11 protein-coding genes and 1 pseudogene are annotated in these 13495 nt (G+C 71.9%); 3 read left to right on the forward strand and 9 right to left on the reverse strand.

Annotated elements, in window-relative coordinates; all coding sequences use genetic code 11:
- Positions 1-40: 40 nt before the first annotated feature.
- The gene (locus ACZ5CW_RS05835) at positions 41-604 is read left to right on the forward strand and encodes a DinB family protein (RefSeq protein WP_468598724.1); all 564 of its coding nucleotides are present in this window, start codon (positions 41-43) and stop codon (positions 602-604) included.
- A 380-nt stretch (positions 605-984) separates the two neighbouring features.
- Here ACZ5CW_RS05835 and ACZ5CW_RS05840 read toward each other — a convergent pair whose 3' ends face one another.
- Complete coding sequence (locus ACZ5CW_RS05840) at positions 985-1152, reverse strand: hypothetical protein (protein ID WP_468598726.1); 168 nt, start codon at positions 1150-1152, stop codon at positions 985-987.
- Positions 1153-1647: 495 nt separating this feature from the next.
- Here ACZ5CW_RS05840 and rho point away from each other — a divergent pair, with 495 nt between their 5' ends.
- Positions 1648-2796 carry a transcription termination factor Rho gene (rho, locus tag ACZ5CW_RS05845; RefSeq protein ID WP_468598728.1) on the forward strand — a complete coding sequence of 383 codons (1149 nt, stop codon included), beginning with the start codon at positions 1648-1650 and terminating at the stop codon, positions 2794-2796.
- Positions 2797-3035: 239 nt separating this feature from the next.
- Positions 3036-3731: pseudogene (locus ACZ5CW_RS05850) on the forward strand (D-alanyl-D-alanine carboxypeptidase family protein); the annotation flags it as partial.
- Between the two features lie 59 nt (positions 3732-3790).
- Here the strand turns inward: ACZ5CW_RS05850 and ACZ5CW_RS05855 are convergent.
- The 8 genes from ACZ5CW_RS05855 to ACZ5CW_RS05890 form a co-directional block, all read right to left on the reverse strand.
- Positions 3791-5212: a glycosyltransferase 87 family protein gene (locus tag ACZ5CW_RS05855; RefSeq protein ID WP_468599053.1), complete on the reverse strand. Its 1422-nt coding sequence runs from the start codon at positions 5210-5212 to the stop codon at positions 3791-3793.
- The gene (mptB, locus tag ACZ5CW_RS05860; protein WP_468598730.1) at positions 5209-6606 is read right to left on the reverse strand and encodes a polyprenol phosphomannose-dependent alpha 1,6 mannosyltransferase MptB; all 1398 of its coding nucleotides are present in this window, start codon (positions 6604-6606) and stop codon (positions 5209-5211) included. The genes ACZ5CW_RS05855 and mptB overlap by 4 nt, the downstream gene beginning before the upstream one ends.
- 192 nt (positions 6607-6798) lie before the next feature.
- Positions 6799-7737 (reverse strand): glutaminase, encoded by a 939-nt coding sequence (locus tag ACZ5CW_RS05865; RefSeq protein ID WP_468598731.1) that lies wholly within the window; start codon positions 7735-7737, stop codon positions 6799-6801.
- 62 nt (positions 7738-7799) lie between these two features.
- Positions 7800-9209: an aspartate ammonia-lyase gene (aspA, locus tag ACZ5CW_RS05870; protein WP_468598733.1), complete on the reverse strand. Its 1410-nt coding sequence runs from the start codon at positions 9207-9209 to the stop codon at positions 7800-7802.
- A gap of 61 nt (positions 9210-9270) precedes the next feature.
- Positions 9271-10287, reverse strand: a complete 1017-nt coding sequence (locus ACZ5CW_RS05875; RefSeq protein ID WP_468598735.1) for an asparaginase — start codon at positions 10285-10287, stop codon at positions 9271-9273.
- A gap of 41 nt (positions 10288-10328) precedes the next feature.
- Positions 10329-11768: an amino acid permease gene (locus tag ACZ5CW_RS05880; protein WP_468598737.1), complete on the reverse strand. Its 1440-nt coding sequence runs from the start codon at positions 11766-11768 to the stop codon at positions 10329-10331.
- The gene (locus ACZ5CW_RS05885; protein WP_468599055.1) at positions 11765-12439 is read right to left on the reverse strand and encodes a FadR/GntR family transcriptional regulator; all 675 of its coding nucleotides are present in this window, start codon (positions 12437-12439) and stop codon (positions 11765-11767) included. Before ACZ5CW_RS05885 ends, ACZ5CW_RS05880 begins: the two co-directional genes overlap by 4 nt.
- Positions 12440-12611: 172 nt before the next feature.
- Positions 12612-13448: an undecaprenyl-diphosphate phosphatase gene (locus tag ACZ5CW_RS05890; protein ID WP_468598739.1), complete on the reverse strand. Its 837-nt coding sequence runs from the start codon at positions 13446-13448 to the stop codon at positions 12612-12614.
- Positions 13449-13495 lie beyond the last annotated feature (47 nt).

Here is a 13495-nt window from a genome sequence, read left to right on the forward strand (position 1 = left end):
AGGGTCGCAGCCAGGTCTCCGTTGTATGTAGTGTGCGGAAATGACAAGGAGTGAGCGAATCGCGGACCAGCTGGACCGGCACTGGCACAAGAACCTGCGGCCGCGGCTGCACGGTCTTGCCGATGAGGAGTACTTCTGGGAGCCGGTGCGTGGCTGCTGGAGCATCCGCCCACGTGGCACGTCGGCCGCACCGATGTCGGCAGGTTCGGGGGAATGGACGATGGACTCCGCGTCCCCTGACCCGGTACCGGCGCCGGTGACCACGATTGCCTGGCGGCTGGCGCACATCATCGTCTCCTGCCTGGGCTATCGGGTCGGATGGCACTTCGGCGGCCAGGACGTCGACTCCCAGACCTTCGCCTACGCGGGGACCGCTGACGAGGCGCTGAAACAGCTCGATGAGATGTATGGGAGATGGAACGCGGGGGTCCGCGAGCTCTCGGACGCTGACCTGGAGAATCCGCCCACGGTGGGTCCCGAGCGGTTTCCCATGGAGGGCATCGTCCTGCACGTCAACAGGGAGCTGATCCATCACGGCGCCGAGATTTCCCTGCTGCGCGACCTCTACCGCTGGCAGGACGGAGCCGTACCGCGCCGAATATGACTTTCCGGTAACCGGCGATCGAGCTTCGGAAACCTACGTGGACTCCGTGACGCTCCGTGGCTGCGAGCTTCAGTGAAGCTGCGCCCTCTTGAAGGAGCTGGCCGGGGTGGTGGCGTGAGGGTCGTTCGGGGTGGTCATGCTGGTGTTGGGCGGAGGTCTCGGGGATAGATCATCTGTCAGCGGGCACCTTCGAGGTTCGTCAGGACGAACAGGGCGACGCAGCAGGCCGGTCGCGCGGGCGGGATCGGTGCGGAGTGAGGATCCGCCGGTCGTTCCCGCCGGCCATGTCGGTGCCCCCGGCATGCTTATTGCTTTTCGTCACGCAATTCCAACAGCCGCCAGGGGTACCTTGGTTACGCCCTGCCGTCCGTGCGGGCCGGTCACGGGCGGACGGTGAACTTCCCGTCGGGCCGTTTGTGCAGCCAGCCGCGGTCGGCCGGCTTCGTCAGTTTCCCGCGCGGCGGCTCCCGCTTGCCCCGCACCCCGGTGTCCACGCCCAGCGCCTCGCCGATCTGCCGGGTAGCGACCGGACTGCCGGCTGCCCGCACGGCAGCCAGGATGCGCTGATACTCCGCCGGCAACGCGGACTCCAAAACTCCCGGTCCACGCTCCGGGACCACCCTCACGGTCCATCATGCGCCGGAGCGTACGAGCGGCGCCGATCCCGGCGGACGCGAACCCGCACAACCAACCCTGCCAGACGATCTACACCTCAGACTGCCGCCCACCACCGGGAACAACCCGGTACGGCGAGTTGTTGACACGGTCACGGACAAAGTGCCCCGACGAGTGGTACCGTGCCGTCAGCACCCGTGCACGCCCGCTCTGGGCCCCGGTGCCAGTCTCTCTTTCTCACGCTGATCCGCTCCTCGTCTTCCCGGATTTCCGGCTGCCGGCGCGTCAGCTTCTCAGCACCGCCTCGCGATCAGGCCTTCCACGCCCTGCCCGAGGTGCCGTTCCCGCCGCCCGGAGGCGGTGTGCAGCCTCCCGCTCGCGGCCCTCTCCCTCTTCCCTCTCTCGCGTCCGTGAAAGGACAACCATCCATGACCACCACGATCGAACACCCTGTCGTGGCCCAGCAGGCCCCGGCAGCCCGGCTCGTCACCGGCGTGCTCGACATCGACACGCACGGAAAGGGGCACCTGAGGGCCGCGAGCCTCCTGCCCTCCCCCGCCGACCCGCAGGTCCCCGCCGCGCTGATCCGCCGGTACGGACTGCGCAAGGGCGACCTGGTCGAGGGCGTGCGGGGTGCCCAGCGCGCTGTGACCGAGGTCGCACGCGTCGACGGCCGCGCCCCCGCGGACCTCCGCTCGCGCCGGCACTTCCGCGACCTCACCCCCCTCCACCCGCATGAGCGCATCCGCCTCGAGCACCCCGCGTCCGGACTCGCCGGCCGCGTCACCGACCTCTTCGCGCCGGTCGGCAAGGGTCAGCGCGGCCTCATCGTGGCCCCACCCAAGAGCGGCAAGACCGTACTGCTCCAGCAGCTGGCCGCCGCCGTGGCCGGCAACCACCCGGAGTGCCGTCTGATGGTCCTCCTGCTGGACGAGCGCCCCGAGGAGGTCACCGAGATGCGCCGCTCGGTGCGCGGCGAGGTGTACGCCTCCACCTTCGACCGGCCGGCCAAGGAGCACATCGCCCTCGCCGAACTCGTCGTCGAGCGGGCGAAGCGCCTGGTGGAGGCCGGTGAGGACGTCGTCGTCCTGCTGGACTCGCTGACCCGGCTGTGCCGGGCGCACAACAACGCCTCCGCCGCCGGTGGCCGCACCCTGAGCGGTGGCGTCGACGCGGGCGCGCTGCTCGGCCCCAAGCGGTTCTTCGGCGCCGCCCGTCAGGCCGAGGAGGGCGGCTCGCTCACCATCCTCGCCAGCGCCCTGGTGGACACCGGCTCCCGTGCCGACGGCTACTTCTTCGAGGAGCTGAAGAGCACGGGCAACATGGAGTTCCGGCTGGACCGGGAACTCGCCGGCCGTCGTGTCTTCCCCGCCGTGGACATCGACGCCTCCGGCACCCGCCGCGAGGAACTCCTGCTCACCCCTGCCGAGTTGACGGCCATTCACGGTCTGCGCCGTGTCCTTCGCTCCCGGGACGGCGCGCCGAACGGCCTGGACACCCTGCTGGAGCGGCTGCGGAACACCCCCGACAACGCCACGTTCCTGCGGCAGATCCGGCCCACCCTGCCGACGGGCTGATCACCGGCCCCGGGGCGGCCGGGGTCCGGCATCCGGGTTGCTCGCGTGGGCCGAACGGCCCGCCGACGCGGCGCGGAGGGACTCTCGTTCGTACGTTAAATCATATGATCACCGGACTTTCTTATCGGACGGCTGTGTCGGCCTGTTCCCTGTGTGTGGCGGGCGTGCTGGCACTCACGCCGGCCACGGCAGCCGCCGGGCACCGGGCCGGGGACCCCGCGCCGCCGCCCCGGGCGGCGATGCCCGGGCCGTCCCTGCTCTACCGCGAGGGCACCCAGGTCCGGCCGCACCGGGGCGTGCCCGAGGTGCCGGACGTCTCGGCACTGTCCTGGCTGGTGGCCGACGCCGACAGCGGGGATGTACTGGCAGCGAGCGAGGCGCACCGCAAGCTGCCGCCCGCCAGCACCCTGAAGACCCTGTTCGCCCTCACCGTGCTGCCGGTCCTGCCCAGCGGCCTGCAGCACACCGTGCGCTACGAGGAGCTGGCGGACGTCGGCGAGGGCAGCAGCCTGGTCGGCGTCGAGGAGGGGCACACCTACCGGGTGGCCGACCTGTGGCACGGGGTGTTCCTCAACTCCGGGAACGACGCCGTGCACGTGCTCGCCGCGCTGGACGGCGGCTGGCAGGCCACGAGCGAACGGATGCAGGCGAAGGCCCGCTCGCTCGGTGCCCTGGACACCCATGTCGTCTCCCCCGACGGCTACGACACGCCCGGCCAGGTCTCCTCCGCCTATGACCTGGCGGTCTTCGGCCGGGCGGGGCTGCGCAACCCCGACTTCGCGCGGTACTGCGCCACCGCGGAGGCCAGCTTCCCCGGTGACGGGTCGCCGTACCCCATCGAGAACACCAACCGGCTGCTGACCGGCGAGGACGGCGTGGCGCCGTATCCCGGGCTGATCGGCATCAAGAACGGCTACACCAGCAACGCGGGCAACACCCTCGTGGCCGCGGCCCGGCGGGGCGGGCGCACGCTCGTGGTGACCGTGATGAACCCTCAGGCGGGCGGCGGGTTCGCGGTGTACGAGGAGGCCCGCCGACTGCTCGACTGGGGCTTCGCGGCGGCCGGGCGGGTGGATCCGGTCGGCTCGCTGGACGGCCTGCTGGAGAAGTCCCCGTCGGCGACGGCCGTTCCCGTGGCTGCGAGCACGTCGGGGTCGCCGGACGACGACTCCGGCTGGTCCGGCACCGCCGTCGTCGCCGGGCTCTCGGGGCTCGGCGCGGGGGCCCTGGCGCTGCGGATGCGGGCCAAGGGCGCGCGGTCCGCACGCGGCTGACCGGTCGGCAGGGCGAGCAGCAGGACCAGTGTGATCCAGGTGTAGGCATTGCTGCCGAGGAAGCCGTCGAGGCCGGAGGCGTCATCGAACCACAGCCACACCACGCTGGTGCACAGCGCCGCGTACAGGGCGGCCGCGATCCTCGGGTGCCCGGCGCGCAGGAGCACGGCGAAGGAGGGCAGCAGCCAGACCAGGTGGTGCACCCAGGTGACGGGGCTGACCAGGCAGGCCGCCGCACCGGTGAGCGCGAAGGCCGCCGTCGGGTCGCCGGCCTCGACCGCCCGGCGGGTCCGCCAGGCCCACACGCACAGGGTCAGCAGGACCGCCGTCGCCCACAGGGGGCGGCCCGGCTCGCCGAGCCGGGCCAGCACGCCTTGCAGGGACTGGTTCGACACATAGTCGAGCCGGCCCACCCGGCCGGTGTCCCACAGCGCTTCGGTCCAGTAGAACCGGGACGCCCCCGGGTCCGCCCAGGCCGCCAGCGCGGTCGCCGCGACGGCGACGGCCGTCGCGGTCCCGGCCGCCCGCCGGCGTCCGGCGATCAGCAGCAGCCCGACGAAGAGAGCCGGCGTGAGCTTGACGGCGGCGGCGAGCCCGATCCCGGCGCCCGCCCAGCGCCCCCGGCCGGTCGCCGGCAGCCAGAGGTCGCCGAGGACCAGGGCGAGGAGGACGAGGTTCACCTGGCCGAAGCTGAAGGTGTCGCGCAGCGGCTCGAACAGGGCGAGCAGACACAGCGCCGCCGACCAGCGGTACCAGCCGTGCCGGCGCCAGTCGGGACCGGCCAGGACGCGCAGGATCACCCCCAGCGCCGCCAGGTTCACCAGCACGGAGAGCGCGACCGCGGCGGTCCGGCCCAGCACGGCCAGCGGCAGCATGGCGACGGCGGCGAACGGCGGATAGGTGAAGCCGTACGAGGTGCCGGGCACCCGGTAGTCGTAGATCCGGCCGCCGTGCACCCAGGTGTGCACGGTGCCGTAGTAGACGCGCAGGTCGAAGAAGTCGCGCAGCAGCGGCACGGTGGCCGTGAAGACCATGACGGCCGCGGCGAGGGCGAGCACGAGCGGCAACCGGCCCCGGCCGCCGCCCGGCCCGGGCGGCCCGGCCGGGCCGGGAGCCCCCGGCCGTCCCAGCGACCGGATCATGCCGTGCGTCCCGGAGCCGGAGCCCCGGCCGCCTGCTGCGCCTGCCACAGGACGACCACGCCGAGCATGCCGCCGCAGACCGCGAGCAGCAGCTGCCCGAGGTCGGCCGGGCCGCCGCTGGGCAGGACCGCGAGGGCGAGCACGCCCGCCAGGGCGGCCACCCGGTGCCGGACGGAGGTGCTGGGCGCGCCGGCGGCGATGAGGAACAGGCCCCACGACAGGTACCACGGGCGGATGGCCGGGCCGAACACGGCGACGGCCAGCAGGCTCAGGCCGAGCGCGTACACCGGTCCGGTGCGCAGCCGGCGCCATATCAGCAGGACGACGCCAGCGGTGGCCGCGAGGCCGAGCAGATGCCAGGCCGGCACGGCCAGCGGTGCCAGGCTGCTGCCGAGGTGTTCGAGCAGGGCGCCGGTGGCCCGGCCGAGCAGGCTGGTCAGCGCCCAGTTGTGCGGGGAGACCGGGGTGTCCAGGGCGGCGAGCCAGCCGTAGCCGGTGCCGGCGACGGCCGTGGCGGCGACCGTGGTCGCGGCGGAGGTCGCCGCCGTGGTCAGGACGGCCCGCAGCGGCCGCCGGCCGGGGCGGACCCGGAGGGCCACGACCGCGAGGAGGCCGAGCGCCGCCGGTGCCTTGACCAGGGCGGCGAGGGTGACGAGTACGGCACCGGCAGCGGGTACGCGACGGCCGCACGCGGCGACCAGACCGACCCCGAGCAGGCCGAGCATGAGGGCGTCGTTGTGGGCGCCCGCGACCAGGTGCAGCAGCACGAGCGGGTTGAGGGCACCGAGCCACAGGGCGGCGGCGGGGTCGGCGCCGCTGTACCGGGCGAGCCGGGGCAGCGCCACCGCCATGAGGGCCACGCCGAGCAGGGCCATGAGCCGCATGCCGAACAGGCCGGCGGGCAGCTCGCCACGAGTGAGGCCGGACAGCACGGAGGCCGGCGCGAGGAAGGCGGGGCCGTACGGGGCGCCGGTGTGCCGCCACATCGGGGCGACCTCGTCGGCGAGCGGGCCGCCGAGCCGGGCGGGGCCCTGGCCGTACACGTCCATGTGGGCGTGGGCCATGGCACCCTGCGCTAGGTAGCTGTAGACGTCCCGGCTGAACAGCGGCGGGGCCATCAGCAGCGGGGCCGTCCACACGGCCAGCACCGGCAGCAGGGCGTGCGGGCCGGGCGGTCGCGGGCCGCGGACCAGGCGCCCGAGGAGGACCCAGGCCGCGATCAGCAGGACGACGCCGAAATACACCCCGACCAGGCCGAGGGCGGCCTGTGCCGAGGCCGGGGACAGGAGGTCCCGCTCGGGCAGGGCGCCGGCCGTCTCACCGCCCAGCGCGAGGCAGGCGGTGCCGGCCAGTCCCAGCAGCCGGCAGCGGCGGAGATCGACGGGGAACGCCATGGCCAACACCGGATCAGCGTGCCGCCGCCGGATGGCGGGAAAGCGACGCTGCGCCCTCCGGGCGGAAGCCGGGGTGTGACCGGTGGGGGTGGGGCGTGGTCCGTCGCCGGCCGCAGGCGCGTGGTGGCTTCTCGCGCCGCTCCCCGCGCCCCCGGGTCGGTCGCCCGGCCCTGGGCCGGAGGGTGCCGCCCTTCAGAAAACCGACAGGCCCGTCAGTGTCGTGAACCGGTCCAGGGCCGCCACGCCGGCCACCGAGTTGCCGCGCTCGTCCAGGCCCGGGCTCCACACGCACAGCGTGCACCGGCCCGGTACGACGGCGATGATCCCGCCGCCGACCCCGCTCTTGCCGGGCAGGCCCACCCGGTAGGCGAAGTCCCCGGCCGCGTCGTACGTGCCGCAGGTCAGCATGACCGCGTTGACCTGCTTGGCCTGGCTGCGGGTGAGCAGCCGGGAGCCGTCGGCGCGGATGCCGTGCCGGGCGAGGAAGCCGGTGGCCAGTGCCAGGTCGGCGCAGGAGGCGGCGATGGAGCACTGCCGGAAGTACTGGTCGAGCAGGACCGGCACGTCGTTGTCGATGTTGCCGTAGGACGCCATGAAGTGGGCGAGGGCGGCGTTGCGGTCGCCGTGCGCGGTCTCGGAGGCGGCGACCTCCTTGTCGAAGTCCAGGGCGGGGTTGCCGCTCTCGGTGCGCAGGAAGGCCAGCAATTCGCCGGCCGCGTCTCCGGTACGGGTCTGCAGACGGTCGGTGACGACGAGCGCGCCCGCGTTGATGAAGGGATTCCGCGGGATGCCGTTCTCGTACTCCAGCTGCACCAGGGAGTTGAACGGGTTGCCGGAGGGCTCGCGGCCCACGTGCTCCCAGAGCTCATCGCCCTCGCGGGCCAGATCCAGGGCGAGCGTGAACACCTTGGTGATGGACTGCGCCGAGAACGGCTGCCGCCAGTCCCCCACCCCGTAGACCGTGCCGTCCAGCTCCGCGACGGCCATGCCGAAGCTGCGCGGATCACGGGCCGCGAGGGCCGGGATGTAGTCGGCCGGACGTCCGCGCCCGGGTGTGCGGCTGATCTCCTCGGCGATGCGCTCCAGGACCGGCAGGAAGGCGAAGGACGACGTCGTTGTCATGATCACCATTGTGCCTCCGGCCGGTCCGGGAGCGTCATCGCGTTCGCCGCTCCGGTTTGCGTCGCCGCAGGTCAGGCGGCCGGTGCTCCGCTGCCCGCGACGACTTCGGGGCGCAGCAGGTCGGCCAGCCTGTCGGCCGGCAACAGTCCCTTCTCCAGGACCAGTTCGGCCACGCCGCGGCCCGTGACGAGGGCCTCCTTGGCGATGTCGGTGGCGGCCGTGTAGCCGATGTGCGGGTTGAGGGCGGTGACCAGTCCGATGGAGTTCTCCACGGTCGCCCGCAGCTGCTCGGTGTTGGCGGTGATGCCGGACACGCAGCGCTCGGCCAGGGTGAGGCAGGCGCTCTGCAGATGCGTGATGGACTCCGACAGGGAGTGCAGGATGATCGGCTCGAAGGCGTTGAGCTGGAGCTGCCCGGCCTCGGCGGCCATGGTGATGGCGACGTCGTTGCCGATGACCTCGAAGGCGACCTGGTTGACCACCTCGGGGATCACCGGGTTGACCTTGCCCGGCATGATCGACGAACCGGCCTGCACCGGCGGCAGGTTGATCTCACCGAGGCCCGCGCGCGGACCGGAGGACAGCAGGCGCAGGTCGTTGCAGCTCTTGGAGAGCTTGACCGCGATCCGCTTGAGCACACCGGACATCTGTACGAAGGCACCGCAGTCCTGGGTGGCCTCGACCAGGTTGGCGGCGGTGACCAGGGGCAGTCCGGTCAGGACGGAGAGATGCCGGCGGGCGGCCTCGGCGTATCCGGCGGGGGCGTTGAGGCCGGTGCCGATGGCCGTGGCGCCCAGGTTGATCTCATGGATCAGCTCGACGGCCTCGGCAAGCCGGCTGCGGTCCTCCTCGATCATGACGGCGAACGCGGAGAACTCCTGGCCGAGCGTCATCGGCACCGCGTCCTGCAACTGTGTACGGCCCATCTTGAGCACGTCACGGAACTCGACGGCCTTGCGGGCGAAGGCGTCCTGGAGTACGGACATGGCCCTGAGCAGTCCATGCACCGCGAACACCGTCGCCGTCTTGACGGCGGTCGGGTAGACGTCGTTGGTGGACTGGCCGAGGTTGACGTCCTCGTTGGGATGCAGATGCGCGTACTGCCCCTTGGCGTGGCCGAGCAGTTCCAGCGCGCGGTTCGCCACGACCTCGTTGGCGTTCATGTTGGTGGACGTGCCGGCGCCGCCCTGGATGACGTCCACGACGAACTGGTCGTGCAGCTTGCCGGCCCGGATCTCCCGGCAGGCGGCGACGATCGCGGCGGCCTTCCGCGGTTCCAGCAGGCCGAGTTCCTCGTTGGCGAGGGCGGCGGCCTCCTTGACGGCGGCCAGGGCGTCGATCAGGTGCGGGTAGGCGGAGATCGGGGTGCCGGTGATGGGGAAGTTCTCCGTCGCGCGCAGGGTGTGGATGCCCCAGTACGCGTCGGCGGGCACGTCGCGGTCGCCGAGCAGATCGTGTTCGCTACGGGTGGCGGCGGTCATGAGGTACGGGTCCTCTTTCTGAGGTACGGAAGCGGGGTGGCGGCGGGCGTTCGGCGGCGTACTACGCGCAGGCGGTGAGCGGAACCGGGTCCAGCGCCCTCACCGGGCGAACGCAGCCCACCGGCTCCCCGCCCCCGAGCAGCGCCTCCCCCGCGAACTCGGTGAGCAGCTCCGGGTCGACGCCCGCCCGCGCGAGCGCCGCCGCCGCGACCGGGATCCGCGCCCGGTTCGCCCCGTCGGCGATCTTCACGGCGATGGCGCGGCCGTCGGGCAGTGCCGCCACCTGGACGCCCTCGAAGCCGTCCTTGGCGAGCAGCCCCGGCACGGCCCGCATCAGTGCCGCGACGTCGCGGCCGGAGCCGGAGGCCATCTCGGCGTGCTCGCGCATCGCGTCGGCGACCCGGGCCTCGGGTGTGCCGGGCGCGGCCGAGGCGATCCGGGAGACGGCGCGGGCGAGGCCGTGCAGGGAGATGGAGAACAGCGGTGCGCCGCAGCCGTCGACGGTGACCCGGGCGACGCGCTGACCGGTCAGGTCCTCGACGATCTCGGCGACGGCCTGCTGGAGCGGGTGCGCCGGGTCGAGGTAGTCCTCCAGCGACCAGCCGTTGAGCCTGGCCGTCCAGAGCATGGCCGCGTGCTTGCCGGAGCAGTTCTGGGCCAGCCTGGAGGGCGACCGGCCCGCACGGACCCAGGCGTCCCGGACGACCGGGTCGAACGGCATGTCGGGCACGTTGCGCAGGTCGTCCTCGGTGAGCCCGGCGAGTTCGAGGATGCGCCGGGTGCCGGCGAGGTGGCGCTCCTCGCCGGAGTGGCTCGCGGCGGCCAGCGACAGCAGTGCGCCGTCGAGGGGCAGTCCGGCCCGCAGCATGGCCACGGCCTGGACCGGCTTGACGGCCGAGCGCGGATAGAAGGCGGCCTCGATGTCGCCGAGCTGGAACTGCACCTGGCCGTCGGCGCCGAGGACGACGACCGAGCCGTAGTGGATGCCCTCGACGACCCCGCCGCGGACGAGGTGGGCGACGGGCGCGTGGAGGGGTTCACGGACGACGGGCGCGTCGGTGAGGGAGCTGCTGTGCATCACTGCCTGAATCATGGGGTCGGGTTCGGCCGGTACGCGGGTCACGCGTCGGCGCCGGTGGACGTGCGCGCTATCCGGCCGCGGATGCCGTACCAGCCCGCGACCAGCGCTGCGACGATCAGCGGCAGACAGAGCACGGTGGTGCGTCCGGCGCCGCCGTCGGCGTACATGAGGACCAGGACGGAGGCGAGGAACGCCAGCGTCACGAGTTCGGTCCAGGGGGAGCCCGGCAGCCGGTACGACGGCCGGGCCAGTGCGCCCTCCTGGGTCTTCCGCCAGAAGAGCAGGTGACAGAGCATGATCATGCCCCAGGTCGCGAGGATGCCGATCGCAGCGAAGTTGAGGACGATCTCGAAGGCGTCGGCGGGGACGACGAAGTTGAGGCCCACGCCGAGGACACAGACACCGCTGGTGAGCAGGATCCCGCCGTACGGGACCTGGCTGCGGCTCATCCGCCCGGTGAACCTCGGCGCCGAGCCGCTCATCGCCATGGAGCGCAGGATGCGGCCGGTGGAGTACAGGCCGGAGTTCAGGGACGACATGGCGGCGGTCAGCACGACCAGGTTCATCACGCCGCCGGCCGCCGGGACGCCGATGTGGGACAGGACCGTCACGAAGGGGCTCTCGCCGGCGGTGTACTTGTTCCAGGGCAGCAGCATCGACAGCAGGACGACCGAGCCGACGTAGAACAGGCCCACGCGCCACATGATCGAGTTGATCGCCTTCGGCATGATCTTCTCGGGGTTCTCGGTCTCCCCGGCGGCGACGCCGACCAGTTCGACGGAGGCGTAGGCGAAGACGACACCCTGGATGATCAGCAGCATGGGCAGCAGACCGCTCGGGAAGACGCCGCCGTTGTCCGTGATGAGGGACGGGCCGGGGTGGTGGCCGTCCACCGGGTGCTGGGTGACCAGCAGGTAGATGCCGATGCACATGAAGACGACCAGCGCGCCGACCTTCACGATCGCGAACCAGAACTCCAGTTCGCCGAAGATCTTCACGGAGATCAGGTTCACGGTGAGCACGACGGCCAGGGCGACGAGCGCGATCACCCACTGCGGGACGTCCGAGAACATGCCCCAGTAGTGGGTGTAGGTGGCGACCGCGGTGATGTCGGCGATACCGGTGGTCGCCCAGTTCAGGAAGTACATCCAGCCCGCGGTGTAGGCGCCCTTCTCGCCCAGGAACTCCCGGGCGTAGGAGACGAAGGCGCCGGAGGACGGGCGGTACAGGACGAGTTCGCCGAGGGCGCGGACGACCAGGAAGGCGAAGACGCCGCAGACGGCGTACGCGATGAAGAGGGAGGGTCCGGCGTCGGCGAGCCGGCCGCCCGCGCCGAGGAAGAGGCCGGTGCCGATGGCTCCGCCGATGGCGATCATGTTGACGTGCCGGTGCTTCAGGCCCTTGCTGTAGCCCGCGTCTCCGGCGTCGACATGGGTGGAGGAGGGGCGCGTCTCGTCCTTGAGGTGCTGCTCGCTCACGCCTCGGGTCCGCCTTCCGTGGGGTCCGTGCGCGCGGGGCGCACGATGTCGGTGAGGGTCGTCTCGACTCGGTCCAGGTGGTGGCTCATGGCCTCCACCGCGTCGTGCTCGCAGCCGTCGGTCAGCGCCTCGACGATCGCCCGGTGCTCGCGGTTGGACTGCTCACGGCGTCCGCCCAGCTCGTTGAGGAACGCCGACTGACGCGCCAGTGCGTCGCGGATCTCCTCGATGACCCGGCGGAAGACCGGGTTCTGGGCGGCCTCGGCCACGGCGAGGTGGAAGAGGGTGTCCATCGCGACCCACGCGGTGGTGTCCGTCTCCCGCTCCATGCGGTCGAGCAGGTGGGCCAGGTGGTCCAGGTTCTCCGGGGTGCGGCGCAGGGCCGCGTATCCGGCGACCGGGATCTCGATGTGACGGCGCACCTCGAGCAGGTCGCTGGCCGCGTAGTCGCCGAAGGTGGGGTCCTCGACGGCGTTCGCGACGACGAAGGTGCCCTTGCCGGTCCGGGAGACCGTCAGGCCCATCGTCTGCAGGGCGCGCAGCGCTTCGCGCAGGACGGGCCGGGACACCTCGAGGGTGCGGCACAGCTCGGCCTCGGAGGGGAGCTTGTCCCCTATGGCGTACTGACCGCGTTCGATGGCGCCGCGGAGGTGGGCGAGGACCGCTTCCATGGCGCTCACGCGCCGCGGGCCGAGACCACCTGTCTGGCTGTCTGACAGGTTCACGGGAGCGATCCTGCGGGTTGCGGACGGGAACTGTCAAGGCATCCGGGTAAGGAGACATTCACGGGGTGCGGCGCCTGAATACAGGCATCCGCACCCCGTGGGCGATCCGGCGGTCCGCTCAGCTGCTGAGCGTCCCGGTGGCGAGCAGTCCGAGGAGCCCGACGCCGATGACGATCCGGTAGATCACGAAGGCGTTGAAGGAGTGCTTGGCGACGAACTTCAGCAGCCAGGCGATGGAGGCGTAGGCGACCACGAACGACACGATCGTGCCGACGGCCAGGGGGGCGGCGCCGACGCCCGCACCGAGGGCGTCCTTCAGCTCGTACAGACCGGCGCCGGTCAGGGCGGGGATGCCGAGGAAGAACGACAGACGGGTGGCGGCGACGCGGTCCAGGTCGAGGATGAGCGCGGTGGACATGGTGGCGCCGGAGCGGGAGAAGCCGGGGAAGAGCAGGGCGAGGATCTGGGAGCAGCCGACCCACATCGCGTCCTTGAAGGAGGTGTCGTCCTCACCGCGCTTGTGGCGGCCCATCTGGTCGGCGGCCCACATCACGCCCGAGCCGACGATCAGCGAGCCGGCGACCACCCAGAGCGAGGCGAGCGGGCCGTCGATCAGCGGCTTGGCCGCCAGGCCCACCACGACGATCGGGATGGTCGCGGCGATCACCCACCAGGCGAACTTGTAGTCGTGGTGGTACCGCTCCTCGCGGTCGGTCAGCCCGCGGAACCAGGCGGAGACGATCCGCTTGATGTCCTTGAGGAAGTACACGAGCACGGCGGCGATCGCGCCGACCTGGATGACGGCGGAGAACCCGACGACGGACTTGTCGTCGACGGGGATGTCCATGAGCCCCTCGGCGATCTTCAGGTGGCCGGTGGAGGACACCGGGAGGAACTCGGTCACCCCCTCGACTACTCCGAGGACGACGGCCTGACCGACGGAGATGGCGCTCATGGGATCCAGTTCTGACGAGAGTGGGTTGGTCGACAGTGCTGTAGACA

The organism is Streptomyces sp. NPDC031379 (genome assembly GCF_055569615.1).

Excerpts from the sequence above, each read along its gene's own strand:
- ACZ5CW_RS05835 (WP_468598724.1), top strand. The coding sequence starts at position 41 with ATGACAAGGAGTGAGCGAATCGCGGACCAGCTGGACCGGCACTGGCAC.
- rho (WP_468598728.1), top strand. The coding sequence starts at position 1,648 with ATGACCACCACGATCGAACACCCTGTCGTGGCCCAGCAGGCCCCGGCA.
- ACZ5CW_RS05855 (WP_468599053.1), bottom strand. The coding sequence starts at position 5,212 with ATGATCCGGTCGCTGGGACGGCCGGGGGCTCCCGGCCCGGCCGGGCCG.
- mptB (WP_468598730.1), bottom strand. The coding sequence starts at position 6,606 with ATGGCGTTCCCCGTCGATCTCCGCCGCTGCCGGCTGCTGGGACTGGCC.
- ACZ5CW_RS05865 (WP_468598731.1), bottom strand. The coding sequence starts at position 7,737 with ATGGTGATCATGACAACGACGTCGTCCTTCGCCTTCCTGCCGGTCCTG.
- aspA (WP_468598733.1), bottom strand. The coding sequence starts at position 9,209 with ATGACCGCCGCCACCCGTAGCGAACACGATCTGCTCGGCGACCGCGAC.
- ACZ5CW_RS05875 (WP_468598735.1), bottom strand. The coding sequence starts at position 10,287 with ATGCACAGCAGCTCCCTCACCGACGCGCCCGTCGTCCGTGAACCCCTC.
- ACZ5CW_RS05885 (WP_468599055.1), bottom strand. The coding sequence starts at position 12,439 with ATGGAAGCGGTCCTCGCCCACCTCCGCGGCGCCATCGAACGCGGTCAG.
- ACZ5CW_RS05890 (WP_468598739.1), bottom strand. The coding sequence starts at position 13,448 with ATGAGCGCCATCTCCGTCGGTCAGGCCGTCGTCCTCGGAGTAGTCGAG.